This is a genomic window from Acidovorax sp. sif1233 (genome assembly GCF_019218755.1).
Taxonomy (GTDB): domain Bacteria; phylum Pseudomonadota; class Gammaproteobacteria; order Burkholderiales; family Burkholderiaceae_C; genus Acidovorax.
Genome location: NZ_JAHUWZ010000006.1, coordinates 269,104 through 294,724, shown reverse-complemented (window position 1 = coordinate 294,724; position 25,621 = coordinate 269,104). Strand labels below are relative to the sequence as shown.

26 protein-coding genes are annotated in these 25,621 nt (G+C 65.7%); 19 read left to right on the top strand and 7 right to left on the bottom strand.

Features of this window, described 5'->3' with window-relative positions; translation table 11 throughout:
- Positions 1-89: 89 nt before the first annotated feature.
- The 4 genes from KW843_RS20400 to KW843_RS20385 all read right to left on the bottom strand — a co-directional run bounded on the left by KW843_RS20400 (position 90) and on the right by KW843_RS20385 (position 4,005).
- The gene (locus KW843_RS20400; protein ID WP_063461658.1) at positions 90-389 is read right to left on the bottom strand and encodes a flagellar protein FliT; all 300 of its coding nucleotides are present in this window, start codon (positions 387-389) and stop codon (positions 90-92) included.
- A gap of 3 nt (positions 390-392) precedes the next feature.
- Positions 393-839: a flagellar export chaperone FliS gene (fliS, locus tag KW843_RS20395; RefSeq protein WP_218296967.1), complete on the bottom strand. Its 447-nt coding sequence runs from the start codon at positions 837-839 to the stop codon at positions 393-395.
- Positions 840-900: 61 nt separating this feature from the next.
- Complete coding sequence (gene fliD / locus KW843_RS20390; RefSeq protein ID WP_218296966.1) at positions 901-2,343, bottom strand: flagellar filament capping protein FliD; 1,443 nt, start codon at positions 2,341-2,343, stop codon at positions 901-903.
- A gap of 222 nt (positions 2,344-2,565) precedes the next feature.
- A complete protein-coding gene (locus KW843_RS20385) occupies positions 2,566-4,005 on the bottom strand; it encodes a flagellin (protein WP_218296965.1) in 1,440 nt (479 codons plus the stop codon).
- A gap of 325 nt (positions 4,006-4,330) precedes the next feature.
- Between KW843_RS20385 and KW843_RS20380 the strand changes: the two genes are divergently transcribed.
- The 10 genes from KW843_RS20380 (at position 4,331) to KW843_RS20335 (ending at position 15,523) form a co-directional block, all read left to right on the top strand.
- On the top strand, positions 4,331-5,806 hold the full coding sequence (locus tag KW843_RS20380) for a flagellin (protein ID WP_218296964.1): 1,476 nt from the start codon (positions 4,331-4,333) through the stop codon (positions 5,804-5,806).
- 277 nt (positions 5,807-6,083) lie between these two features.
- Positions 6,084-6,944: a flagellar motor stator protein MotA gene (gene motA / locus KW843_RS20375; protein WP_218296963.1), complete on the top strand. Its 861-nt coding sequence runs from the start codon at positions 6,084-6,086 to the stop codon at positions 6,942-6,944.
- Between the two features lie 148 nt (positions 6,945-7,092).
- Entirely contained in the window at positions 7,093-8,025 is a 933-nt protein-coding gene (gene motB / locus KW843_RS20370; RefSeq protein ID WP_218296962.1) for a flagellar motor protein MotB, read from the top strand.
- Between the two features lie 72 nt (positions 8,026-8,097).
- Entirely contained in the window at positions 8,098-8,484 is a 387-nt protein-coding gene (cheY, locus tag KW843_RS20365; RefSeq protein WP_010466076.1) for a chemotaxis response regulator CheY, read from the top strand.
- A 4-nt stretch (positions 8,485-8,488) separates the two neighbouring features.
- On the top strand, positions 8,489-9,115 hold the full coding sequence (locus KW843_RS20360) for a protein phosphatase CheZ (RefSeq protein ID WP_218296961.1): 627 nt from the start codon (positions 8,489-8,491) through the stop codon (positions 9,113-9,115).
- Positions 9,116-9,274: 159 nt separating this feature from the next.
- On the top strand, positions 9,275-10,429 hold the full coding sequence (locus KW843_RS20355; RefSeq protein ID WP_218296960.1) for a flagellar biosynthesis protein FlhB: 1,155 nt from the start codon (positions 9,275-9,277) through the stop codon (positions 10,427-10,429).
- Positions 10,426-12,507: a flagellar biosynthesis protein FlhA gene (gene flhA / locus KW843_RS20350; protein ID WP_218296959.1), complete on the top strand. Its 2,082-nt coding sequence runs from the start codon at positions 10,426-10,428 to the stop codon at positions 12,505-12,507. The genes KW843_RS20355 and flhA overlap by 4 nt, the downstream gene beginning before the upstream one ends.
- Entirely contained in the window at positions 12,504-14,012 is a 1,509-nt protein-coding gene (gene flhF / locus KW843_RS20345) for a flagellar biosynthesis protein FlhF (RefSeq protein ID WP_218296958.1), read from the top strand. The genes flhA and flhF overlap by 4 nt, the downstream gene beginning before the upstream one ends.
- Positions 14,005-14,802: a hypothetical protein gene (locus KW843_RS20340; protein ID WP_218296957.1), complete on the top strand. Its 798-nt coding sequence runs from the start codon at positions 14,005-14,007 to the stop codon at positions 14,800-14,802. The genes flhF and KW843_RS20340 overlap by 8 nt, the downstream gene beginning before the upstream one ends.
- Before the next feature lie 4 nt (positions 14,803-14,806).
- The gene (locus tag KW843_RS20335; RefSeq protein ID WP_218296956.1) at positions 14,807-15,523 is read left to right on the top strand and encodes an RNA polymerase sigma factor FliA; all 717 of its coding nucleotides are present in this window, start codon (positions 14,807-14,809) and stop codon (positions 15,521-15,523) included.
- Positions 15,524-15,805: 282 nt separating this feature from the next.
- On the opposite strand, the gene KW843_RS20330 is transcribed toward KW843_RS20335, so the two are convergent.
- The 3 genes from KW843_RS20330 to flgA form a co-directional block, all read right to left on the bottom strand.
- The gene (locus KW843_RS20330) at positions 15,806-16,081 is read right to left on the bottom strand and encodes a hypothetical protein (protein WP_255591934.1); all 276 of its coding nucleotides are present in this window, start codon (positions 16,079-16,081) and stop codon (positions 15,806-15,808) included.
- 147 nt (positions 16,082-16,228) lie between these two features.
- The gene (gene flgM, locus KW843_RS20325; protein WP_218296955.1) at positions 16,229-16,549 is read right to left on the bottom strand and encodes a flagellar biosynthesis anti-sigma factor FlgM; all 321 of its coding nucleotides are present in this window, start codon (positions 16,547-16,549) and stop codon (positions 16,229-16,231) included.
- 93 nt (positions 16,550-16,642) lie between these two features.
- Complete coding sequence (flgA, locus tag KW843_RS20320) at positions 16,643-17,434, bottom strand: flagellar basal body P-ring formation chaperone FlgA (protein WP_218296954.1); 792 nt, start codon at positions 17,432-17,434, stop codon at positions 16,643-16,645.
- Between the two features lie 213 nt (positions 17,435-17,647).
- Here flgA and flgB point away from each other — a divergent pair, with 213 nt between their 5' ends.
- The 9 genes from flgB (at position 17,648) to flgJ (ending at position 25,617) form a co-directional block, all read left to right on the top strand.
- The gene (gene flgB, locus KW843_RS20315) at positions 17,648-18,106 is read left to right on the top strand and encodes a flagellar basal body rod protein FlgB (RefSeq protein WP_218296953.1); all 459 of its coding nucleotides are present in this window, start codon (positions 17,648-17,650) and stop codon (positions 18,104-18,106) included.
- A 37-nt stretch (positions 18,107-18,143) separates the two neighbouring features.
- Complete coding sequence (flgC, locus tag KW843_RS20310; RefSeq protein ID WP_218296952.1) at positions 18,144-18,548, top strand: flagellar basal body rod protein FlgC; 405 nt, start codon at positions 18,144-18,146, stop codon at positions 18,546-18,548.
- A gap of 18 nt (positions 18,549-18,566) precedes the next feature.
- Complete coding sequence (locus KW843_RS20305; RefSeq protein WP_218296951.1) at positions 18,567-19,220, top strand: flagellar hook assembly protein FlgD; 654 nt, start codon at positions 18,567-18,569, stop codon at positions 19,218-19,220.
- A gap of 42 nt (positions 19,221-19,262) precedes the next feature.
- Complete coding sequence (gene flgE / locus KW843_RS20300) at positions 19,263-20,543, top strand: flagellar hook protein FlgE (protein ID WP_218296950.1); 1,281 nt, start codon at positions 19,263-19,265, stop codon at positions 20,541-20,543.
- A 179-nt stretch (positions 20,544-20,722) separates the two neighbouring features.
- Positions 20,723-21,463, top strand: coding sequence for a flagellar basal-body rod protein FlgF (gene flgF, locus KW843_RS20295; RefSeq protein ID WP_218296949.1), 741 nt, complete (start codon positions 20,723-20,725; stop codon positions 21,461-21,463).
- A 45-nt stretch (positions 21,464-21,508) separates the two neighbouring features.
- Positions 21,509-22,291: a flagellar basal-body rod protein FlgG gene (gene flgG / locus KW843_RS20290; RefSeq protein WP_218296948.1), complete on the top strand. Its 783-nt coding sequence runs from the start codon at positions 21,509-21,511 to the stop codon at positions 22,289-22,291.
- 20 nt (positions 22,292-22,311) lie between these two features.
- Positions 22,312-23,001 (top strand): flagellar basal body L-ring protein FlgH, encoded by a 690-nt coding sequence (locus tag KW843_RS20285; protein WP_218296947.1) that lies wholly within the window; start codon positions 22,312-22,314, stop codon positions 22,999-23,001.
- 412 nt (positions 23,002-23,413) lie between these two features.
- On the top strand, positions 23,414-24,556 hold the full coding sequence (locus KW843_RS20280) for a flagellar basal body P-ring protein FlgI (protein WP_218296946.1): 1,143 nt from the start codon (positions 23,414-23,416) through the stop codon (positions 24,554-24,556).
- A gap of 140 nt (positions 24,557-24,696) precedes the next feature.
- Complete coding sequence (gene flgJ, locus KW843_RS20275) at positions 24,697-25,617, top strand: flagellar assembly peptidoglycan hydrolase FlgJ (RefSeq protein WP_218296945.1); 921 nt, start codon at positions 24,697-24,699, stop codon at positions 25,615-25,617.
- The last annotated feature ends 4 nt before the right edge of the window (positions 25,618-25,621 follow it).

Genomic DNA, 25,621 nt, shown 5'->3' with positions numbered 1-25,621 from the left:
GCGCCTGATGGACAAGCGGTAGCGCCGTATTTCATCCATGAAAAAACCGACCTCGCGGGGTCGGCTTTGTCTGGGGCTTGGCGCATGCCTCAATGCATCATCTGCGGCTGGCCTTCGAACAGGTGTTCGAACTGCGCCAGCCAGGGCTCGGCCAGGCAACGGATCTGGGCATCGTTGCGCAGGATGCGCTGCATGATGCGGGTCTTTTCGCGCCGGTGCTCTGGCAGCAGTTCGTGTTCCTGCGACTTGAAGCGCAGTTGCTCGATCAGCACGGCACAGGCTCCTTCATAGCGCACCACGCCATCCCAGTCCTTGAGCCTGGCGGCCTCCAGCATCTTGGCGCTGCTGTCTTCGATCGCCTTGTAGTAGTCAATCAGCATGTGGGACATGGTTCAGGCCTCCACCAGTGCTGGCTGCCCCGGGGTGGCGGCCTCCGCGACGGCGCCCGATTGCTTGATCTGGCTCCAGCCCTGCGCCACCGGCTCGATCAGGCGCATGACCTCCTGCATCATGGCATCGTCGTTGCGGGCATTCGCCAGGATCAGGCGGTGCAGGCAGTAGTCATACAAGGCTCCCAGGTTCTGGGCCAGCTCTCCGCCATCCACCTTGTCGAGCGCCGTGCTCAGCCCCTCTTCAATGATGCGGACGGCCTTGGAGATATTGTTGACCTTGCCCAGCACGTCGCCGCGCGCCATGGCGCCCCGCGCCGTGGCGATGGAGTTCAGGACACCTTCATACAGCAGGCTGACCAGCTGGTGCTGGTCCATCGTGTGCATGCTGGTTTCTACATTGATACGCTGATAAGCGTTGGCTGCACGGGGGCTATAGGCGCTGAACATGCTGGCAATCCTTGCGATGTATTACTTTAGTTATCGGCTACAGCCAGAAAAACTGAAGCGGTCAGCCCGAGGATTTATTCCAGGTGGTCACCTGCTGCGAGATATACGCATTGAGCGCATTCAGGCTCGACATCTTTGTATCAAGGGCGGTGTAGCGCGCCGTCAGGCTCTTTTCCAGGCGGTCCGCACGATCGTTGATCGTCTCCACGTCCTTGGCATTGAGCTTGAGGGATTGCTCGTAGATTTTTGCCTTGCTGGCGAAGAACCCGTCGTTTGCGAGCAGCTTGGTCGTGACCGCCTTGAATTTTCCGGCGAACCCGTCCTCCACGCTGCCGCCCTCCGGCCCCCGGAAGAAAGCCTTGACGTCGTCGGCGTTTTCCATGGCCTTGTTGAACTTGGTCGCGTCGAGCGTCAGGTTGCCGGTGGGTGCCACGTTGCCGAGCCCGCCCTCCGAGACCACTCCCACGGCAGACAGATTGCGCAGCGCGCCCGAGCTGTTCACGGACTGCAGCGCCATGCGCAAGGTGTTTTGCAAGGTCACCGCCGCGCTATCCCCCTGCAGCAACCCCGCCGTTTTGGTGCCCTGGTCGTACTTGGTGACCTCATTCAACGCCTGATTGATGGCGTTGTATGCGCTCACGAAGGCCTCGATGTTCTTCTTCACGGCAGAGTTGTCCTTGGCCACCGTCACCGCCACGTCGCCCGTGGTGACCTGCAGCGCCGTGAACGTCACGCCCGACACGGTATCGGCAAAGGCATTCGTTGCCGAAGTGACGGCAACGCCGTTGACGGTCGCGTTCGCGTTCGCCGCATACTCCGTCACGCCGCCCACCACGAGCCGCGACAAGCCCGCACCGTCCGCCAGGTTGCCGTCGGCGTCCGCCGCGCTCATCCGGTAGCCGGCATCCTCGCCCGTTGTCTTGCTGCGCAGCATCAGGCGCTCGCCGGAGGCATCGCTCAGCACGGTGGCCGTCACGCCGGCCTTCGAGCCATTGATCTTGCTGGCGACGTCCGCCAGCGTATCCGTGGCGCTGACTTCCACATTGACCGCGCCCGCGCTGCCCATCGTGAAGACCTTGGGCTCGCCGGACCACTTGCCCGTTTCAAAGGTCAGCGTGCCCGCCCCGACGGCCTGCTTGACGGGCGACAACGCCACGGAGATGGAGGACTGCGCCTTGGCCAGGTTCTGCACCTGCACATTGAATGACGTCGCCGCGGCGCCGCCCACGGCGGAGACCGACACGGCTTCCGGCTTGGCGGAGGTCGCGCTCACCCCGTTCCAGCCCGTGACGCTGGCGAGCTTGCTGGCGGCATCGGCCAGCGTGGAGACCAGGGATTTGAACTGGCCGAAGGCAGACACCTTCGCATTCGTGATGGCCGCCTGCTGGTTCAGGCCGTTGGTCTTGGTGATGGGGATCTTCACGGCGTCGACCGAAGCCTTGATCAGCCCATTGACGTCCACGTTGCCGCCCAGGCCGATGCCTATCGATGAAAAGCTAGCCATATCCCACCTCCTGAATCCGTGTCGGGTTGAATCGCCAGAATTATCCAGGCCTTTGGCTTGTTGCATCCAGCCGATAAGCACCCAAGAAAGCCACCAATCTACCGCGTTGCAGCCCGATTGGCAAAAAGCGGAAAGCGGCGGCGACCAGGTCGCCTCCGCCTTGTGAGGAGCGGGCTTGTTTCACAAACCCGCCCCGCCTGTTCAACCCTCTGCCAAAGATGATCAGCGCAGCAGGGCCAGAACACCTTGTGGCAGCTGGTTGGCCTGGGCCACCATGGCCGTGCCAGCCTGCTGCAGGATCTGGGCGCGCGACAGGTTGGCGGTTTCTGCGGCAAAGTCGGCGTCCTGGATGCGGCCACGCGAGGCAGACATGTTTTCGGACGTGCTTTGCAGGTTGTTCACCGTGGTCTCGAAGCGCGACTGCAGGGCACCGAAGCTGGCGCGCTGGCCGTTGACGGCGGACAGGGCCGAATCGATGATCTTCAGGGCCTTGGTCGAACCGTCGACAGTCGACACGTCGATGGTGTTGACGGAATTCAGGGTCGAAGCACCGGCTGCCACGTACGCGGAGGTGCCGCCCAGAGAGAAGCCCTTGTCGGAGCTGAACTCCACCGTGCCACGCGAGTTGGCCGTGCCGCCAGCGACTGCCATGGACTGCGCGGCAGAGAAGGTCAGCGTAGCGGCCGTCGCGTTTTGCGATGCCAGGGTGGTCACGGCCACCGTCGAGTTGTTGACGATATTGATGTCCGAGCCCGCATCATTGGTCAGCAGGATGCCATCGCCGGCGCTGTTGAGCTTGGCGGTGATGCCGGTCTGCGATGCCACGTCATTGAATGCCTTGACGGCTTCGCCCAAGTCGGTTGCCGAGGTCGCGCTGAAGGTGATGTTGGCGGCGGTCGTGGTGTTGTCGCCCTTGATCGCCAGGGACACGGCACCTGCCGTGGTGATCTTGAACTCGGACAGATTGCGAGCCGAAGCCGTCACGCCGGTGGTCTCGGCCGCTGCGTTGACCGCTGCGGCAATTTTCGAAGCCGTGTCGGCAGCGTCGACGTTCACCGTCTTGCTTTGCAGGCCGTTCACGATAACGGTCGCGGCGGCGGCGGCGGGGGCGGCGGCAGCCGCAGGAACGCTGGCCGAGGCCTTCAGCTGCGCACCATAGGTGGTCGTGCGGAAGTTGCCGGTGGTCGCCGTGATGGTCTGGTTGGCGTTGGCGCCCACCTGGAAGGTGGCGGAGCCGAACGAGCCGTCCAGCAGCTTCTGGCCATTGAATTCGGTCGTGGTGGAGATGCGGTCCAGTTCGGACAGCAGCTGGCCGACTTCAGCCTGGATGGCCTTGCGGTCGCCGGCGGAGTTGGTGGCATTGGCGGACTGCACGGACAGTTCACGCACACGTTGCAGGATGTCGCCAGAGGCCTTGAGCGCGCCTTCAGCGGTTTGCGCCAGCGAAATGCCGTCGTTGGCATTGCGCACTGCCTGGTTCAGGCCGCGGATCTGCGAGGTGAAACGCTCGGAAATGGCCAGGCCGGCGGCGTCGTCCTTGGCGCTGTTGATGCGCAGGCCCGACGACAGGCGCTGGATGGAGGTGTTGAGCGACAGTTGGCTCATACCCAGATTGCGCTGGGCGGTCAAGGAACTGACGTTGGTGTTGATGGTAGCTGCCATTTGCAAATCTCCTGAAAAGAACTGACTGAACATGGCGTTGCCGCCAACCTGGTGCCAGGCAAGGCACCCGGCCATACGGTTCACAGCGCCAGCATGGCCTTCTGTAGAACGGCGGGCATTTACGTCCCGTTGCAAATGTTTTCGGAAGCTGCGGCGAAAACTTTAGGGCGAAACGCACAAGTTGCAGGGTTTTTGTGCGCTTTATCGCACCACTGCGCACCGCGCTCGACTTTCACAATTCACCCATCGTTCCCGTCTTGTCTGCCGGACGGTGGGGCTTCTACCGGCGCAGATTTGGTTTTTCAAGCCTTTAAGGAGCATATCCATGGCAGCCACTATCAATACCAACGTCAGCTCCCTGACCGCCCAGCGCAATCTGGGCATGAGCCAGGCATCGCTCAGCACCTCCATCCAGCGCCTGTCGTCGGGCCTGCGCATCAACAGCGCCAAGGACGACGCCGCCGGCCTGGCCATTTCCGAGCGCTTCACCACCCAGATCCGGGGCCTGAACCAGGCGGTGCGCAATGCCAACGACGGTATTTCCCTCGCCCAGGTCGCTGAAGGCGCCCTGGCGGGCGCCAGCAACATTCTGCAGCGTGTGCGCGAATTGTCCGTGCAGTCCGCCAATGCTTCCAATTCCGCCGGCGACCGCAAGGCCATTCAGGCCGAAGTCGGCCAGCTGCTGTCCGAGCTGGACCGTATTTCCGTCACCACCGAGTTCAATGGCCAGAAGCTGCTGGACGGCTCGTTCGGCTCCGCCACCTTCCAGGTGGGCGCCAACGCCAACCAGACCATCACGGCGACCACCGGCAACTTCCGCACGACGACGTACGGAGCACAGCTCAAGCAGTCGGCGCCCGTGGTGGTGACGGCGGCGGCGGCCCCCACGGCGCTGACCGGCACGTTCGACATCGCCGGGCTGCAAACCAAGACGGTCACGCTCACCGCCACCGACACGATGGCCACCGCGGCCGCCAAAATCAACGCGCTCTCCGAATCCACCGGTGTCTCCGCGTCTGCACGCAACCAGGTCAACCTGACCACCTTCGTGGCTGGCGGCTCCTACTCGCTGGCGGTGAAGGGAGACAACGCGACCGCCGCCAACGTGACTTTCAGCGTATCCGCCGCCGGCGCGACCGCGGGCGGGCTGGCGGAAGCCATCAAGGGTTTCAACGACGTGTCGTCGCAAACCGGCATCACCGCCAAACTCAACGACGCCGGCGACGGCATAGTGCTCATCAATGAGTCGGGTGCCAACATCCAGATTCAGAACAACTCCCTGGCGGGCAACACCATTGCCGTGGGCGCCTACGATGCCGCGACGTCGGCCTCCACCGGCACCGCCACCTTTGTCGCGGGTGTCGCCGCTGCGCCCGCCGGCGGCTTTGCGACGGCCACCGGGTACCTGGAGATGAGCTCGGACAAGGGCTTCGCCATTACCAATCTGACGGGCACGCCCCCGGTCACGGCGACGGCATCCACGTTGAACGCCGTCAACGTCATCGACGTGTCCACCGTCGACGGCTCGACCAAGGCCCTGAAGATCATCGATTCGGCCCTGGCGGCAGTGAACGGCCAGCGTGCAAGCTTTGGTGCCTTGCAGGCGCGATTCGAGACCACCATCTCGAACCTGCAGCTGTCCTCGGAAAACATGTCTGCCTCGCGTGGCCGCATCCAGGACGCCGACTTTGCCGCAGAAACCGCCAACTTGTCGCGCGCCCAGATCCTGCAGCAGGCTGGCACGGCCATGGTGGCCCAGGCCAACCAGATTCCGCAAGGCGTGCTGGCCTTGCTCAAGTAGTGGTGGCACGCAGGCCTGGGCGGGCGAAAAGTCTCAAAAACAGGAGCATCTACCGCTTACCACACAACCACTAGAGGCCAATTTGGCCTCTTTTTTTGCGCCGTCTTGTGCTAACGTCATTGCGCGGCACGCCGGCCGCCAGGTCGTCCCAGGCAACCCGTTCGTTGGTCTGGCCCCTGCAATCCGATACATTTGAGAACACAGCGCCCGCGTTGTTTGCCCCCCCTGAATCCGCCGCATCGTTTGCCCGCTCGCCGCAACTCATCACGCACAAAGCATGTTTGTCATCATCGGTTACGTCGTTTGCCTAGGCTGCATCTTCGGCGTGTACATCGTGCACGGGGGAAATATCAGCGTGATCCTGAAGGCCCTGCCCTTCGAGATCATCACCATCCTGGGGGGCGCGCTGGGCGCCTTCGTGGTGAACAACCAGCCCAAGGTGATCAAGGCCACCATGGCGGCCATCCCGATGGCGCTCAAGGGATCCAAGTACACCAAGGCGCGCTACATGGAGCTCATGGCGATGCTCTATGACATCCTGCAGAAGGCCCGCAAGGAGGGGCTGATGGCCATCGAAAAGGATGTGGAAGCACCCCACGAATCCGAGATCTTCAAGAAATACCCCACGGTGGGCAGCGACCACCACGTGATCGAGTTCACCACCGACTACCTGCGCATGATGGTGTCGGGCAACCTCAACTCGCACGAGATCGAGGCGTTGATGGACAGCGAGATCGACACCCACCACCAGGAGGCCCACGCGCCCGTGGCCGCGCTGGCGCGCCTGGCCGGCGCCCTGCCCGCGTTCGGGATCGTGGCCGCCGTGCTGGGCGTGGTGAACACCATGGGCTCGGTGGGCCAGCCGCCCTCGGTGCTGGGCGGCATGATCGGCTCGGCGCTGGTGGGCACGTTCCTCGGGATCTTGCTGGCCTACGGCGTGGTCGAGCCCCTGGGCGGCCTGGTCGAGCAAAAGACCGAAGATGCCGCCAAGGAGCTGCAGTGCATCAAGTCCACCCTGCTGGCCAGCATGCAGGGCTACAACCCGGCCACGGCCATCGAGTTTGGCCGCAAGGTGCTTTTCTCCAGCGTCCGCCCCAGCTTCACCGAGCTGGAGGGGCATGTGAAGGGGAAGAAATGAGACACCGCCCTGGTGCGCCACGCGCCTTCCCTCCGCGCTCGCGGCGCTGCGGGGCGGACCTTGGCTTGCTGCCCTGGCTTGGCACACGCCGGCATCAAAGGCTGCGGGTGGTGCGCAGCGCCATGGGGAGCCGACGGGATAGCTGACCATGGCAGAAAAGAAGCTCCAGCCCATCATCATCAAGCGCATCAAGAAAGGCGGCCATGCGGTGCATGGCGGCGCCTGGAAGATCGCGTATGCCGACTTCGTGACGGCGATGATGGCGTTCTTCCTGCTGATGTGGCTGCTGGGTTCCACCGCCAAGGGCGAGCTGCAGGGGATTGCAGCCTATTTCGCGTCGCCGCTCAAGGTGGCCATGACCGGCGGCGACGGTGCCGGCAACAGTTCCAGCGTGATTCCCGGCGGGGGGAACGACCTGTCCAAGGTGCACGGCCAGGTGCGGCGCTCCGACGTGGAGGCCGCCAAGCAGCGCCGCATGAGCATCGACGCAGCCCGGGCCGAGCAGGCCAAGCAGGACCTGGACCGCATCAAGGCGCTGGAAGCCAAGATCGATGCGCTCATCACGGAAAACCCGCGCCTGAATGAATACAAGTCGCAGATCCGCATCGACATCACGCCCGACGGGTTGCAGATCCAGATCATCGACGACCAGAACCGCCCCATGTTCGACAGCGGCAGCGCGTTGGTGAAACCCTACATGCGCGACATCCTGCGTGAGATCGGCGCCGCCCTCGGCGGGGTGGAAAACCGCATCAGCCTGGCTGGCCATACCGATGCAGTCCCCTACGGAAACAGCGACCGGGGCTACAGCAACTGGGAGCTTTCGGCCGACCGCGCCAACGCCTCGCGCCGGGAGCTTGTCTCGGCCGGCATGCCAGACGCTAAACTGGGACGTGTGGTGGGCCTGGCGGCCAGCGATCTGCTGGAGCCAAAGAACCCGCGCGCACCCGCCAACCGGCGCATCACCATCACGGTGCTGACCCGGGAGGCCGAAGAACGACTCATGGGCAAGGGGATTCCCGAAATCACTTCGACAGAACTGTTGAATGAAAAGCGGGAAAATCCCCCCCCCGGCAGGTAAACGTTACGACTTGTCACCAACCCTGCCACCCATGACAATACTTACAGCCATTTCCGACCGAAAGGGTCCCACGTGACCACAGCCCTTCGTTTTTTGATCGTTGACGACTTCTCCACCATGCGGCGCATCGTGCGCAATCTGCTCAAGGAAAGCGGCTTTGCCGATGCCGACGAGGCCGAAGATGGCGTGGCCGCCCTGAACAAGCTGCGCAACAGCAAGTTCGACTTCGTGGTGACCGACATCAACATGCCCAACATGAACGGCTTCCAGCTGCTGGCGGAAATCAAGAAGGACGACAAGCTCAAGCACCTGCCCGTCCTGATGGTCACCGCGGAAGCCCGCAAGGAAGACATCGTGGCCGCCGCGCAGGGCGGGGCCGCCGGCTACATCGTCAAACCCTTCACCAAGGCAACACTCGAAGAGAAAGTGACCTTGATCCTGAAAAAGATGGGGCTATGACACCATGGACGACATACCGGACAACAGCCAGCCGCCTGCGGATGTACACCACAAGATCGGCCTGCTGACACGCCAGCTGCACGACTCGCTCAACGAGCTGGGCTACGCCGACAAGCTGCGCGGCTCCATGGGCGAGCTGCCCGACGCCCAGAGCCGCCTGTCGTACATCGCCCGGCTGACCGGGGAAGCCGCCGAGAAAGTGCTCAACCGCGTCGAGCAGGCCAAGGCGCAGCACGACTACATCGCCGCCGAGACGCGCCGTGTGGTGACGTCCCTGGTCAAGGACCCGGTGGCGGCCGTGGCCAAGGGGGAAATCATGAATTTCCTCACCGATGTCGAGCGGGTGACGAAGGAAGCCGACACGCACCTCACCGAAATCATGATGGCGCAGGACTTCCACGACCTGACCGGGCAGGTGATCGCCCGGGTGGTCAACCTCGCCGCCACCATCGAGGACCAGCTGGTGCAGCTGCTGATCCAGACCGCCCCCCCCAATGCACAGGTGGCCGCCGTGGCCGAACCACCCCGCACCCAGCACCTGCAGGGCCCCGTGGTGGACCCCGAGCACACTCCCGACGTGGTGACCGACCAGTCCCAGGTGGACGACCTGCTGGCCAGCCTCGGCTTCTGAGGCTGCGGCCACGCAACGCCGCCCGCGGCCCTGCGGCGGCCGCAGGCGCCACGCCGGCGCCTGTTACGTCTCTGAAAAGAGGGGGCTGCAGCCTCCTTATCGGCCTTTAGATTTCCGGGTCGCTCACGACAATGGCATGACACGAGCCGTCATGCCACCATGGAATCCAGCCAAGAAAAAAGCCTACCCGCGTCAGAGCGCAAGCTGCAGAAAGCGCGCGAAGACGGCCAGGGAGCACGCTCGCGCGATCTTTCCCACCTGGCGATCCTGGGCGCGGGCGCGGCCTGCCTGCTCATTCTGGCCCCCCAGCTGATGGACCACATGCAGCGGGCGATGAGCCAGCAGCTCGCGTTTGACGCCACCACCGTCATGGCGCCCGGCACCATGCTCAAGCGCCTGCAGGACATGGTGGTCGTGGGCCTGGTGGCCAGCGCGGTGTTCGCCATCCTCACCGGCGCCGCGGCCCTGATCAGCGCCATCGGTGCCGGCGGCTGGATTCTGAGCCTCAAGCCCATTTCGCCCCAGTTCAACCGGCTCAATCCGATCTCGGGGCTCGCCAACCTGTTTTCCAAGCAGCAGATGGCCAACGTGGCCAAGATGGTGCTGATGACCGCGGTCCTGAGCTACGTGGCCTGGAAGTTCATGGGCAGCAGCATCGACACCGTGGCCATGCTGGTGCTGCAGCCCTCCCCCATGGCCATCCGCCAGCTGGCCGACTGGCTCACGTCCGGCATGAGCCTGCTGCTCCTGGTGGTGTTCCTGGCCGCGCTGGTGGACGTGCCCCTGCAGGCCTACTTCTTCAAGGCGCGCCTGAAGATGTCGCACGAGGAAATCAAGCAGGAGCACAAGGAATCCGACGGCAACCCCCACACCAAGGGCCGCATCCGCCAGAAGCAGCGCGAGATCGCCGACCGTGCCAGCGTGGGCGCCGTTCCCAAGGCCGACTTCGTGGTCATGAACCCCACCCACTACGCCGTGGCGCTCAAGTACGACGAGAAGACCATGAGCGCGCCGCAGGTCATCTCGCGCGGCACCGACCTCATCGCGCTCAAGATCCGCGACGTGGCCAAGGAGCACAACGTGCCCGTGCTGCAGTCGCCCATGCTGGCCCGGGCGCTGTATGCCCATGCCGAGCTGGACCAGGCCATTCCCGCCACGCTCTACACCGCCGTGGCCCAGGTGCTGGCCTACGTCTACCGCCTCAAGGCCGCCCTGCGCGGCGAAGGCCGCATGCCCGACAGCCTGGTGGAGCCGTTTGTGCCCCCTGAACTCGATCCGCTGAACCGCACGCCCGTGCAAGGTGCCGCCGCATGAACACCTCCGTGAAATCTTTGCAGCAATGGGCGGGCAGCAATGCCAACGCCCTCCAGGGGCTGTCGGCCCCGTTGCTCGTGGTGGCCATCCTGGCGCTCATGGTGCTGCCCATCCCGCCGTGGCTGCTCGACGCGTTCTTCACGCTGAACATCGCCGTGGCCCTGATGGTGATGATGGTGGCGGCCTACATGCTGCGCCCCCTGGATTTCGCGGCCTTTCCCTCGGTGCTGCTGCTGACCACCCTCATGCGCCTGTCGCTGAACGTGGCCTCCACCCGCGTGGTGCTGCTGGAAGGCCACACGGGTCCGGGCGCCGCCGGCGCGGTGATCGAGGCCTTCGGCCACTTCCTGATCGGTGGCAACTTTGCCGTCGGGCTGATCGTGTTCGCGATCCTGGTGGTGATCAACTTCGTGGTGATCACCAAGGGCGCCGAGCGCATTGCCGAAGTGTCGGCCCGCTTCACGCTGGACGCCATGCCCGGCAAGCAGATGGCGGTGGATGCCGACCTGAACGCCGGCCTGATCGACGAGAAGGAAGCCAAGCGCCGCCGCGCCGAAGTGGCGGAAGAAGCGAACTTCTTCGGGTCCATGGACGGTGCCTCCAAGTTCGTGCGCGGCGATGCGGTCGCCGGCATCCTGATTCTGCTGATCAACATCATCGGCGGCTTCGCCATCGGGGTCTTGCAGCACGACCTGTCGGCCAAGCAGGCGGCTGACAGCTACATCCTGCTGGCCATTGGTGATGCGCTGGTGGCGCAGATTCCCGGCCTGCTGATCTCGGTGGCTGCGGCCATGGTGATCTCGCGCGTGGGCAAGGACCACGACATGGGCCGCCAGATCGTGCAGCAGCTCTTCATGTCGCCCCGCGTGCTGGGCGTGACCGCCGGCATCCTGCTGCTGCTGGGCCTGATTCCGGGCATGCCCCACGTGGTGTTTCTGACCATGGGTGGCCTGCTCGCCTATGGCGCCTGGGTGCTGCACGAACGGCAGAAGGTGCCGCCCGAAGTCGAGGCCCCGCCCGCCCCCGTGAGCGACGGCGAAGCCACCTGGGACGACCTGCAGCCCGTGGACCTGCTGGGCCTGGAGCTGGGCTACCGCCTGATCAGCCTGGTGGACAAGAGCCGCCAGGGCGACCTGCTCACGCGCATCAAGGGCGTGCGCCGCAAGTTTGCGCAGGAAGTCGGCTTCCTGCCTCCGGCCGTCCACGTGCGCGACAACCTCGAATTGAAGCCCAGCGGCTACCGCATCACGCTGCGTGGCGTGGTGGTGGGCGAAGGCGAAGCCTTCCCCGGCATGTTCCTGGCCATCAACCCGGGCGGCATCACCACGCCCCTGATCGGCACCCCCACCACCGACCCCGCGTTCGGCCTCCCAGCACACTGGATCGACGACCGCCAGAAGGAAGCCGCACAAATGGCGGGTTTTACGGTCGTTGATTCCGAAACCGTGATGGCCACCCATTTGTCACACTTGATGCAAGTGCAAGCCGCCAAGCTCCTCAGTCGCACGGAAACGCAGCAACTCGTGGAGCACGTGGCCAAGCTGGCTCCCAAGCTCATCGAAGAAGTGGTCCCGAAAATGGTCTCCATCGCAACGTTCCAGAAAGTCCTCCAGCTGCTGCTGGAAGAGTCTGTGCACATCCGCGATATCCGCACCATCATCGAAACGCTGGCCGAGTTTGCCGGCGGCATCTCCGACCCGGTCGAGCTGGCCCGCCGCGTGCGCATCGCGCTGTCGCCCGCCATCGTGCAACAGATCTACGGCCCCACCCGCGAACTCAACGTCATCGCCATCGAACCAGGCCTCGAACGCCTGCTGGTGCAGGCGCTGGGCAACACGGCCGGCCCCGCCCTGGACCCTGGCGTGGCCGACATCCTCACGCAAAAGGCCGCCGAGGTGGCCCTCAAGCAGGAAGAGATGGGCCTGCCCGCCTGCCTGCTGGTGCCAGACCAGATCCGCAATGCCATCTCCCGCCTGGTGCGCCGCGTCGCACCCCGGCTGCAGGTGCTTGCCCACAGTGAAATCCCCGAGACCCACACCATCCGCATTGGGCCGATCCTTAGAGGTGCATCAGCATGAACATCAAACGCTTCCACGCTCCCACATCCCGGGAGGCTCTGGCCAAAGCGCGCATGGCCTTTGGTGACGGCACATTGATCCTGTCCAACCGCCCCACGGCCAACGGCGTCGAAGTCGTGGCCACGGCCGAGGACACGCTCTCGGCGCTGGACGGTGGTGGCGCGGGCCCGTCCGCCAACCCGCCCTTGCTGGCCCCCACACCGGCGCGCAGCGCGCCCCAGCGCGCAAGCCAGGCAGCAGCAGCAGCCGCCGCCAGCACCCTGGGCCGCAACGCGGTGGAGGAAGACACCGAGCAGTTGGCGATGAGCACGCTGTCGTTCCAGGACTATGTGCGCGAGCGCATGCTGCGCCGCCGCCACGAGGCGCTCAATGGCCCGGCCGAACCACAAACCTTGTCGGAGCGCAGCCGCGACCAGGAGCCGGAACGTGAACGCATGCCCGCGCCCGCCGTGGCGCGCCACAACCCGCTGCGCACCATCCCCATGGACATCCCGCCCGAGCCGCCACGCCGCCGGCAGGAGCCCGCGGTGAGCAGCGCCGTGCAATCGGCCGCCAACCAGCAGAGCGTGATGAGCGAGCTGCACGCGATGAAGGAACTGATCGAGGACCGTTTCAACACCCTGGCGTGGCTGGGGCAGGCGCGGCAGAACCCCATCCAGTCCAACCTCATGCTCAAGATGATCCGCGCCGGCTACTCCCCTTCCCTGGCCCGTGCCGTGCTCGAGCGCATGCCCGAGGAGCTGTCGGCCGCCGAATCCGTGCGCTGGCTCATGGAGGTGCTGGAGCGCAACCTCAGGACCGACCTGGCCGAACCCCCGCTGTACGAACAAGGCGGCATCTTCGCGCTGGTGGGCTCCACCGGCGTGGGCAAGACCACCACCACCGCCAAGCTGGCCGCGATGTGCGCGCGCATCCACGGCCCCGGCAGCGTGGGCCTGATCACGCTGGACACCTACCGTGTGGGAGCCCACGAGCAGCTGCGCACCTACGGCCGCATGCTGGGCATCGTCGCCCACCTGGCCCACGACCGCGCCGCGCTGCAGGACCTGCTGGGCCTGCTGTCGGGCAAGAAGATGGTGCTCATCGACACCACGGGCGTGGCCCCGCGCGACCCGCGCAAGCGCGACATGCTCGACGTGCTGGACCTGCCCCATGTGAACCGCCTGCTGGTGCTCAACGCGGGCTGCCATGGCGACACGCTCGACGATGTGCTCACGGCGTTCAAGACCGAAGGCTCCCAGCAGGCCATCCTGTCCAAGGTGGACGAAGCCGTGAAACTCGGCCCGGCCATCGACGCACTGATCCGCCACCAGATGGTGCTGCGCGGCGTGACCAACGGCCAGCGCGTGCCGGAAGACTGGGAGCGTGCCGATGCGCACAAGCTCATCAGCACCTCCATGCGCGCTCCCGCCAAGTCGGCTTTCGACCCCAAGGCAACCGACCTGAACTTCTTCTTCTCGCATTCGCCCGACACCATGAACGAACGGGGGCTGGTCGATGCTTGATATCGGCTTTCACCAGGCGGCAGGCCTGCACAGCTTCACCCCGCAGTCGGAACTGCGGGTGGTGGCGGTCGCCAGCCAGGACAACGCGGGCACCGGGCTGGAGACGCTGTGGCAGATCTGCGCGAGCCTGCAGCGCCTGGGCTACCCGGTGGTGGTGCTCGACGGCACCGCCCAGGAGACGGACGACAGCCCGGGGCTGCTGCACCTGCTGCAACAGGCGCCCTGGAACGAGGGTGTCGCCCTGAACATGGGGGCCATGGCCTCCTCGCTGGCGGTGATTCCGGCAGCCAAGGGCCTTCTGCGCATCAGCCGGGAAGCCAGCCGCAATGAAACGGCACCCCTGCCCAGCCTGCTGCCCTATTTCCGGACCTACGGGTTGATCGTGCTGCACGCGCCTGCGGCCACGCTCGGGCCGCTGCTGACGCACACGTCCACCATACCGCTGGTGGTGATGGGCGACGGATCGGCCGGCGTGCTGACCAGCTACAAGAGCCTCAAGCAGATCGCCCTGCACACGACCCTGCCCTGCATGGTGGCGGCCTTGCTGCGCGGCAACACCGCCGCCGAACGGCGCAAGACACAGCACGCGCTGCTGACCCTGCAGGACTGCGCGGAGCGCCACCTGGGTGGCCCGGTGCGCACGACCACCATCGCCACGCAGAACCCCCAGGACCTCCAGCGCCTGGCCTTGCAACTACTGGAAAATGCGGGCACTATCAGTGAATCGCTGACTGCGCTGCCACCCAGCAACTTGACAGGCATGCCTGCGCATTTTGTCCGGAGCCACTGATCTGATGTACACCGCCAAAGGCCAGCTCGATCGTGATGCGCTGATCCGCCAGCACGTCCCGCTGGTGCGAAGGATTGCGCACCACATGATCGCCAAGCTGCCGCCCAACGTGGAGCTGGACGATTTGATCCAGGTCGGCATGATGGGCCTGGCGGAAGCACTCTCGCGCTACGAAGCCGCCCAGGGCGTGCAGTTCGAGACCTTCGCGACCCAGCGCATCCGCGGCGCCATGCTCGACGAGTTGCGCGAGGGCGACTGGATGTCCCGCAGCTCGCGCAAGAGCCAGAAAGACATCGAGCACGCCGTGCAACGGCTGGAGCAGAAACTCGGTCGCAGCCCGCTCGAATCCGAGATCGCCAGTGAAATGGGCATGAACCTGGCGGACTACCAGAACCTGCTGGGCAAGGTGCGGGGCACGCAGCTGGTGTACCTGGAAGACATGACACACGGCAACGAGGACGACGACGGTTTCCTGGACCGCCATGTTGCCGACGGCGATGCCGACCCCATGGAATTGCTGCGCGACCAGCGGCTCAAGATGTCCCTGGTCAACGCCATCAAGAGCCTGCCCGAGCGCGAGCAGCACATCATGGGCATGTACTACGAGCACGACATGAATCTCAAAGAGATCGCGGCCGTGCTGGGGGTTACCGAGTCACGGGTGTGCCAGCTGCATAGCCAGTCCATCGCCCGCTTGCGTGCCAAGATGCGGGCGCATTAGGGCTCCCTGAGGCCATGGCTCCCCCTGAGTCGCCTGCGGCGCCTTCCCCCTGAGGGGGACGCCACCCCTGGACTGGCGAAGCCAGATCCACGGTGGCACTGGTATTGGGCTGCGACCGTTTCGACGGCCATTGCGCAAGGCCGAACTCCGACGTACTGACCCCGGTTCGCTATCGATGGGATAGCTGCTTGCGCTTGACTTGCGTTGGATCAAGCCGGTTTGGCCATTCAAACGCAGGTAGCTCAAGCGCTGGTAGCTATCTTTTTTGAGTTGCGACTCGACTCAGCCCGCCGACTTGTAGATCCGTGCCACGCCGGGCTTGCCGGGCTGGGCGCCGCGGCCGTCGCCATAGGTGGCGGGGGAGCCGGCCTGGGGCAGCAGGCTGGCAACCTGGCGGTCGGCGTTGGCGGACAGGCGGGCGAGGCCCTCGCGGTGATTGGCGAGCATGTCGCCGATGGCATCCACCCTCTTTTGCAACTGCGCGGGCAAAGGCAGGCCCCGGGCCGCCGCCTGCTCCAGGACGCGCGCGAACTGGGCCGCAGCATCCCGCAAGGCCATGCTGTTTTTCTCAAGGGATGGGGGATCTGCCGCAAGAAGGGCGGCGGAGACTTTTTCGATCAGCTGTTCAACAGCCGAGAGGGATTCTTCCAGCGACATGGCCCATTGTGCGCTGGATGGCATCTGGCTGCCAAGCGAGCTGTGGGATCAGCCGCGGGAGCGGGAGAGGATTTCCTGGGCGTTGGTGAGCATCTTGTCGGCAATGGCCTCGGCATCCACCGAGAACGCGCCTTTTTCGATGGCCGTGCGCACGGCCTTGACCTTGCCGGCATCGAAATCGCCCGTGGAACGGGCCGTCTGGTCCAGTGCGCGGGCTGCGGTGGACACCGTGACGGGCACACCGGCGGTTGACACGGCCGCTGCGTCCTTGGCGGCTCCTTCAGCAGCGCTGGCAGGACTTTTGGCCTGCTTGGCAGGCCCCGTCTGCGCCAAGGCGCCCGGGAGTTCCGGTTTTTGACCAATCTTCATCGCTCTCTCCACCACCCCGCTTGATGTGGGGCACAGTAGCAATGTTTTCGACCCTTTTGGCCCGGACTTTAGCCATTTATCGCCACAGCGTCATCAAAGAGCCACGACCACTGTCCCAGTCTCATTCACAGTTCCACTGACAACGCGGCCATTATCCATGCGGATGCGAACAATCTGCCCCGCTGCCCCTGCCGACATTGCCTGGCCGGCCGATGTCACGGCATAGCCCGGCCCCTGCGCGACCACCTTGACCTGGGCCCCTGCCCGGAAAAGATGCGGGGCCCGCACCATGGTCTGGCGCAAAGTCTGCCCGGCAACCAGCTGACGGGCGGCCACCTGCCCGACCCACAGCTCCGGATTGGCCATGACGGCCGCCGACTCCTCGGCCCAGTCCACCTCGGCCTGCGTCGCATCGTTGGCCGTGAGGATGGCGCCAGGAGCCACGGGGTTGATCAGCACCCAGGCGGGGCCAAAGGCCTTGACGGTCACCGGAAGATACACGTTCCATGCGGTCTGCCCCTCCACGCAGCGCAGTCCTAGGCGCGTACGCCCCCACAGCCGCGCGCCGGCCGGCAGATAGGGCTCAACCCGCGCACACGGCGCCAGCCGCAGCCTGGAATCCAGTGAGCCAACGCTCACTTCCATCCGCAAGGGGAGCCCCGCAGGCTGGTTGCGCGACATCGCATCGTCCAGCCAGCGCTGGGTCAGCGGCCCCAGGTCGGCCGCGGGATCGGCGGCGGCCTGCGCGAACGCGGCGCCGCTGCCGCCGGCCACAGCGGCCGCCAGCGCCACGCCCGCCAGTGCGCGGTGCGCGGCCACCTGCCCGCGCAAGGACACAGCCTGCGCGCAGGCTCGGACGAAACGGGAAGAAAAGATCGATGGCATGGGGCCTCCTGGGCGTCGCGCGTCTTCCCGCGCAGGGCGGCAAAGACTATTTCACGACTGGAACTATAGGCAGCCGGGCACAGCGCAAAACCCGAAACTGCGCGCCCATTTCCTCGTTCTTCGCGCTTTAGAAAAAAGCCACGGTTTCCATAATCAAGCCACGCCGGAAAGCCCCCTGCCCGGCGCCATTGCAACCCAGGGTGTGAGGCAACCATGCTTGACAAGATGACCAACCGGCTGGACTTTCACGGCAACGCGCTGACGCTGCGTGCCGAGCGCCAGCGCGCCATCGCCAGCAACATCGCCAACGCCGACACCCCGGGCTACGTGGCACGCGATTTCAGCTTTGGCGACGCGATGCGCGAAGCCACGGGGTCCGGATCGGGCGTAACCCGCCTCGCCACCGCAGGCTCCGTGGGCACCACGGGCAACCTGGGGGCCAAGGGCGCCACAGACCCCCGCCACATTCCACTGCCCGCGGCCAGCACGGGCACTGGCGCCCCCGGCGCACTGGGCTATTCCGTGCAGGCGCAGCCGAGCCTGGACAACAACACGGTGGACCTGGACCGGGAACGCGCGAACTTTGTCGACAACGCGGTGCGCTACGAAGCCACGCTGCGCTTCATCAACGGCAACGCCAAAACCATGCTCAGCGCGATCCAGGGCCAGTAAAGCCCACCGCATTGCAGCGCAGAAAGCGAGTCACCCCATGTCCATGTTCTCCATCTTCAGCGTGTCGGGCAGCGCCGTCAGCGCGCAGTCGCAGCGGCTCAACGTGGTGGCCAGCAATCTGGCCAATGTCGATGCGGTGGCCGGCCCCGACGGCCAGGCGTACAAGGCGCGCCAGGTGGTGTTCCAGACCGCGCCGATGGGCGCCGACAGCTCCGCCGGCGTGCGGGTGAGCGCCATCAGCGAAAGCAACACCCCCGGGCGCCGCGTGCACGACCCCGCCCACCCCTCGGCCGACGAGCAGGGCTACGTGACGCACTCCAACGTCAACGCCGTGGAGGAAATGGTCAACATGATTTCCGCCTCCCGTTCGTACCAGAACAACGTCGAGGTCATGAACACGGCCAAGTCGCTGCTTCTCAAGACCCTGCAGATGGGCCAGTAATTTCCGGGAGACCCCACCATGATCCTCAGCGCCACCAACGCCCCTTCCGTGACGGATGCGACCGGCACGAAAGCCAACGCCGCCACCGACCCCGCCGCCGCGCAGGACCGGTTCCTGAAGCTGCTCGTCGCGCAGCTGAACAACCAGGACCCGATGAACCCGCTGGACAACGCGCAGATGACCTCGCAGATCGCGCAGATCAACACGGTGACCGGCATCCAGCAGCTCAACCAGACCATGCAGAGCATGTCCGAGCAGTTCAACTCGCTGCAGGTGATGCAGGGCACGGCGCTGATCGGCCGCAACGTGATGACCGAAGGCTCGAGCGTCGCCGTGGCCGACAAGGTCGGCAAGGGCGGCTTCGAGCTGCCCTCGGCCGCCACGAACGTGAAGATCGAGGTCACCACCGCGGGTGGCCAGGTGGTGGACACCATCGACCTGGGCGCCAAGGCCGCGGGCCGCCACACCTTCGAGTGGGACGCCAGCAAATACACCGGCGCCACCGATGCGCTGCAGTTCCGCGTCAGCGCCGTCAACGGCTCGGCCAAGCTGTCGAGCACGCCGCTGTCCCTGTCCAAGGTCACCGCCGCGGGCGCCGAGGACGGCCAGCTCAAGCTGACGCTCGCGAACGGCAAGACCATCAGCTACAGCCAGATCAAGGCCCTGGTCTAACGCCGGCCCAAACCCTTTCTTCGCCTCTATCAGGAGAACACCATGAGTTTTCAGCAAGGCCTCTCGGGCTTGAATGCCGCCAGCAAGAACCTCGACGTCATCGGACACAACATTGCCAACTCCAACACCGTCGGGTTCAAGGCCTCGCGGGCGGAATTCGCTGAAATGGTCGCTTCCGCCATCGGCTCGGCCGGCGGCACCAACGCGGGCATCGGCGTCGAAGTCGGCGCCGTCTCGCAGCAGTTCACCCAGGGCAACCTCACGATCACGGGCAACAGCCTGGACGTGGCCATCAACGGCAATGGCTTCTTCACGCTGACCCTGCCCGACGGCACGCCCGCCTACACCCGCTCCGGCAACTTCAAGCTGGACAAGGAGGGCAACATGATCACGAACGACAACGCGAACGTGATGGGCTACCCCGTGGACCCCGTGACCGGCCTACGCTCGGGCACCGACCCCATCCCCATGGTCTTCCCCACCTCCGAGCCGATCCCGGCCAAGCAGACGACGAAGATCACCGCGGCCTTCAACCTGCCCGCCACCGCCACCGACGCGGCCGGCGACCCCGCCGCCACGCCACCCATCCCGGCCACGCCGCGCGCCACCTATGGCACCTCCATCAACGTGTTCGACAGCCAGGGCGTGGCCAAGCCGGTGAGCCTGTACTTCCAGAAGACCGCGACGGACAACACCTGGGACGTGTACGACGCGCTCGACGATCCCACGGCCACCCCGCCCGTGGTGGCCACCCCCATCGGCCAGATCACGTTCGACAACAACGGCGTCATCACCGGCCCCACCGCCACGCCACCCGCCACGGGCTTTTCGCTGCCGCTCACCGTCAATCCGACGCCGCCCAACCCGAACAACCTGCCCACGTTCACCGTTGACGTGAGCCTGGACAAGGTCTCCCAGAGCGGCAGCAAGTTCGCGGTCTCGAACCTGAGCCAGGACGGCTACACGACGGGCGAGCTCACCGGCATCAACATCGAGAACAACGGGATGATCATGACCCGTTACTCCAACGGCGTGACCCGCGCGGAAGGGCAGCTCGCGCTGTCGAGCTTCCGCAACACGCAGGGCCTGGCCTCTGTGGGCGGCAACAACTGGGTGGCCACCTTTGAATCCGGCCAGCCCGTGGTGGGCACCGCGACGGACGGCAACTTCGGCGCCCTGCGCTCGGGCGCCCTGGAAGACTCCAACGTCGATCTCACGGCCGAACTCGTGAACATGATGACCGCGCAGCGTGCCTACCAGGCCAACGCCCAGACGATCAAGACGCAAGACCAGGTGATGTCCACCCTGGTGAACCTGAGATGAAACACCCCCTGAGTCGCTTCGCGCCTTCCCCCTCTCTCGGCGCGCTGTGCGCTCCGGAAGGGGGACGCAGCCAGCGCGGCGGGGCGGCCCTTGCGCGGCTGCCCGCGCCTGGGCCGCGCCGGTTGCACACGCTGCGCACGGCACGCAGCACTGCAGGGTACTGAAAGGAGCATCGCACCATGGACCGCATCATCTACACCTCGATGACGGGCGCGAACGCCGCCGCCCACCGGCAGGCCGTGCTGTCCAACAACCTCGCCAACGCGTCCACCCAGGGGTTTCGCGCGGAGCTTTCCACCTTCCGCTCGGTGCCGCTGCAGGGCGACGGCTCCAAGACCCGCGTGTTCGCGCTCGAAGCCACCTCCGGCCATGTGAACACGCCCGGTCCCGTGCAGCGCACCGGCCGCAATCTCGATGCCATGGCCGCAGGCAACGCCTGGTTTGCCGTGCAGGGCCTGGACGGCACCGAGGCCTACACCCGCGCGGGCACCTTCGAGCTGTCGGCTACGGGCCAGCTGCTCACGCCCACCGGGCTGCCGGTGCTCTCCGATGGCGGAGCGCCCATTGACGTCCCGCCGGGCGCCGAGGTCACGCTGGGCTCGGACGGCACGGTCACCGCCAAGGCCGCGGGCCAGCCCGCGCAGGCCATCGGCCGGCTCAAGCTCGCCACCCCCACGCTGGAAGACCCGCTCAAGCGCGGCGATGACGGCCTGTTTCGCACCACGTCCGGCGATCCCATCGCGAACGATGCCAACGCCCGCATGCTCGCGGGGGCCGTCGAAGGCTCCAACGTGAACCCGGTCGAGAGCATGGTCGGGATGATCGCCGCATCGCGCCAGTTCGAGCAGCAGATGCGCCTGCTGCAGACCGCCGAGACCAATGACAAGACCGCCAGCCAGCTGCTGGGCATGAACGGTTGACGCGGCACCACCCACGCCCGCATCGCCCAAGGAAGGAAGCACACCATGATCAACTCCCTCTGGATCGCCAAGACCGGCATGTCTGCCCAGCAGACCCAGCTTGACGTCATCTCGCACAACCTGGCCAACGTCTCCACCACCGGCTACAAGCGCAACAACGCGGTGTTCGAGGATCTGATCTACCAGAACCTGCGCCAGGTGGGCGCCAACACCACCGAACAGAACCAGCTGCCCACCGGCCTGCACCTGGGCCTGGGCGTGCGCACGGTGGCCACCAGCCGCAACTTCGTGCAGGGCAGCCTGCAGGAGTCCAAGAACAACCTGGACGTGGCCATCAACGGCAACGGCTTCTTTGAAGTGACCATGCCGGACGGCACCCTGGGCTACACGCGCGATGGCTCGTTCCAGGTGGATGCGCAGGGCCGCCTCGTCACCTCCAGCGGCCTGCCCGTGGCCAACGGCATCACCGTGCCCCCCAACGCCACGAGCGTGAGCATCAGCGCCGACGGCGTGGTGTCCGCCACGGTGCAGGGCAACACCCAGCCCCAGCCGCTGGGGAACCTGGCCATGTCGGCCTTCGTGAACCCGGCTGGCCTGGAGCCCATCGGGCAGAACCTGTTCAAGGAATCGGCCGCCTCCGGCCAGCCGCAGCAGGGCACGCCGGGCACCAACGGGCTGGGCATTCTCAAGCAGGGCTTCCTGGAAGCCTCGAACGTCAACGTGGTGGAAGAGCTGGTCACCATGATCCAGACCCAGCGCGCCTACGAAATGAATTCCAAGGCCATCCAGACCTCGGACCAGATGCTGGCCAAGCTCAGCCAGCTGTGACGACGACAGGACCTTTCGCCATGCTGCACTCCACACGCCTCCCAGCCCTGGCCGCCGCCGCGGGCGCCCTGCTGCTCACGGGCTGCGCCACCATGTCGCCGCCCCCGCCGGTGGACATCCTTCCCACCACGCCCCCTCCGCTGGCCGCCGCCCCGCGCACGCCGCCACCGGTCACGGGCGGCCTGTTCCACCAGGCCAGCTACCGCCCCGCCTTCGAAGACCGCCGCGCGCGCATGGTGGGCGACAACGTGACGGTCATGATCGTCGAGAACGTGACGGCCAGCCAGAAATCCTCCTCCACGGTGGACCGCACCTCCGAGGCCTCGGCCGGCATCACCAACCTGCCCTTCGTGAAGAAATCGCTGGCCGACCGCACCACGCTGGGCGCGGCCTCGGAAAACACCTTCTCCGGCAAGGGCGGCACCGAAAGCGCCAATACCTTCACGGGGTCGATCACCACCACGGTGGTGGACGTGCTGCCCAACGGCCACCTGGTCGTGACGGGCGAGAAGCAGATCGGCGTCAACCAGAACGTGGACGTGCTGCGCTTCTCGGGCACCATCGATCCGCGCGCGCTGCAGCCGGGCAGCATCGTCAACTCGACCCAGGTGGCCAATGTGCGGGTGGAATCCCGTGGCCGTGGCGCGCAGGGCGAGGCCCAGGCCATGGGCTGGATGGGGCGGTTCTTCAATACCATCACGCCGTTCTAGATTCCCCCCTGAGTCGCTGCGCGCCTTCCCCCCCTGAGGGGGAACGCCACCCCCGGCCCGGCAAAGCCGGATCCGCGGTGGCGCTGGCCTTTGGCCGCGCCAGTTTTTACGGGTGTGGTTTCTGGATGCGCCGGGGGCACAAAGCCTGGGGTTTTGAGGCTTCGGGATGTCTGACCGTTGTGAAAAATCCTCGCCCCAGTTTGCTACATAATTTATAGCTTCTAGCGCTTACCCATAAAGCGGTAGAGGCTGTTTTCATTCATACTTTCTCCGGTAGCGCGGCACCAGCGCCTGCCTGGTTTTCCGCGCACCACTGGCCGTTCCCCACCCGCCCGGGAACCCATGCAATAAGCCGGTGAACCCGCTTCTTTTTGGGTTTTAGTTCCTGGCGGGGCCGCCCACAATGGATGCCATGAAAGCCTTGTCCCATTCCCTCCTGCCACGCTCCGCGCGCGCGCTGTGGCTGCTGCTGGCCCTCGTGGCCGCCTGCCTGGCCATGCCCGTGCACGCGTTGCGCATCAAGGAAGTGGCGGCGGTGCAGGGCGTGCGCACCAACCAGCTCACGGGCTACGGCCTGGTGGTGGGACTGGACGGGACGGGCGACCAGACCACGCAGATGCCCTACACCACGCAGGCCATGTCCAACTACCTGCAGCAGATGGGCATCAGCCTGCCACCCAGCGCGGCTGGCCAGCTGCAGCTCAAGAACGTGGCGGCCGTGATCGTCACGGCGCAGTTGCCCGCGTTCGCCCAGCCCGGCCAGATGATCGACATCAACGTCTCTTCCATGGGCAACGCCAAGTCGCTCAAGGGCGGCACGCTGATCGTCACGCCGCTGCGCGGCGCCGATGGCGAGATCTACGCACTCGCCCAGGGCAACGTGGTGGTGGGCGGCGCGGGTGCCTCGGCCGGCGGCAGCAAGGTCCAGATCAACCACCTGAGCGCGGGCCGCATTCCCCAGGGCGCGCAGGTCGAGCGCGCCGTGCCCACGCCGCTCAACGAGGGCGACACCATCAACCTCGGGCTCAACGCCTCCGACTTCCAGACCGCGCGGCGCGTGGCGCAGGCCATCAACACCAAGCTGGGCAGCGGCCTGGCCACGGCGCTGGACGGCCGCACGGTACAGGTGCGCGCGCCGCTCGACCCCGGCGCCCGCGTGGGCTTCATCGCCGACCTGGAAGAGCTGGCGCTGGAGTCGTCCACGCCCTCGGCCAAGGTCGTCATCAATGCGCGCACCGGCTCGGTGGTGCTCAACCAGGCGGTCACGCTGGGCCCCTGCGCCATCGCGCACGGCAACCTCTCGATCACCATCAGCTCCACGCCCATCATCAGCCAGCCTGCCCCTCTCTCGCAAGGGCAGACCGTGGTGGCGCAGCAAAGCGACATCCGCATCAACCAGGAGCCGGGCAACATCATCCAGATGCCGCCCTCGCCCCAGCTCGCGGACGTGGTGAAGGCGCTCAATACGCTGGGCGCCACGCCGCAGGACCTGCTGGCCATCCTGCAGGCCATCAAGGCTGCCGGCGCGCTCAACGCCGAGCTGGAAGTGATCTAAATGCTTCCCCTGAGTCGCTTCGCGCCTTCCCCCAAAGGGGGACGCACCCGGTGGCCTGGCGAAGCCAGTTCCACGGGTGCACTGGCCTGGGCAGCGCCAAATTCACTGTCTGTGGGTAGCCCAGCGCAGGAGGCTTGACCATGGCCCTCACACTCCCTTCGTCCAGCACCACCAGCACATCCAATGCGCTGGCGGTGGACATCCGCTCGCTCAATTCCCTCAAGTACGACGCGGGCACGGCCAGCAGCGCCCAGACCACGCGCGAGGTGGCCAAGCAGTTCGAGTCGCTGTTCATGCGCGAACTGATCAAGAGCATGCGCGACGCCACGATGAAATCCGGTCTCATGGAGGGAGAGCAGGCCAACCTGGGGCAGGACATGCTCGACCAGCAACTGTCCGTGAGCATGTCCGGCATGCAGGGCGGGCTGTCCGAGGCGATCGCCCGCCAGCTGTCGCGCCAGATGGGGGGCGCCGACGCCAACTTCTCCGTGCCCTCCACCCTGAGCCTGCAGCAGCAGGCGCTGCCCCGCGCCGCCGCGCCGGCCACGGCAGCCCCCGCGGAGGCCACCCTGCAGGCCCCCAAGGGCCGCGAGGGTTTCGTGCAGCACCTCTCGGGCACCGCCGAGCGCGTGGCCCAGGACAGCGGCATTCCCGCCAGCTTCATGCTGGGCCAGGCCGGCCATGAAACCGGCTGGGGCAAGAGCGAGATCCGGAACAAGGACGGCTCCAACTCGTTCAACCTGTTCGGCATCAAGGCCGGCAAGGGCTGGACAGGCAAGGTGGCCGAGATCACCACCACCGAGTACATCAACGGCAAGCCCCAGAAGGTGACGGCCAAATTCCGCGCCTACGACTCGTACGAGGATTCGTTCCGGGACTACGCCCGCCTGATCACGGACAACCCCCGCTACGAAAAGGCGCAGGCCACCGCCAAGAGCGGCTCCGCCGTGGCCTATGCGGCCGAACTGCAAAAGGCGGGCTACGCCACCGACCCCGAATACGCCCGAAAGCTCAGCGGCGCCATCAACAGCGCATTGCGCGTACAGCGCGCCCAGGCGTGATGAG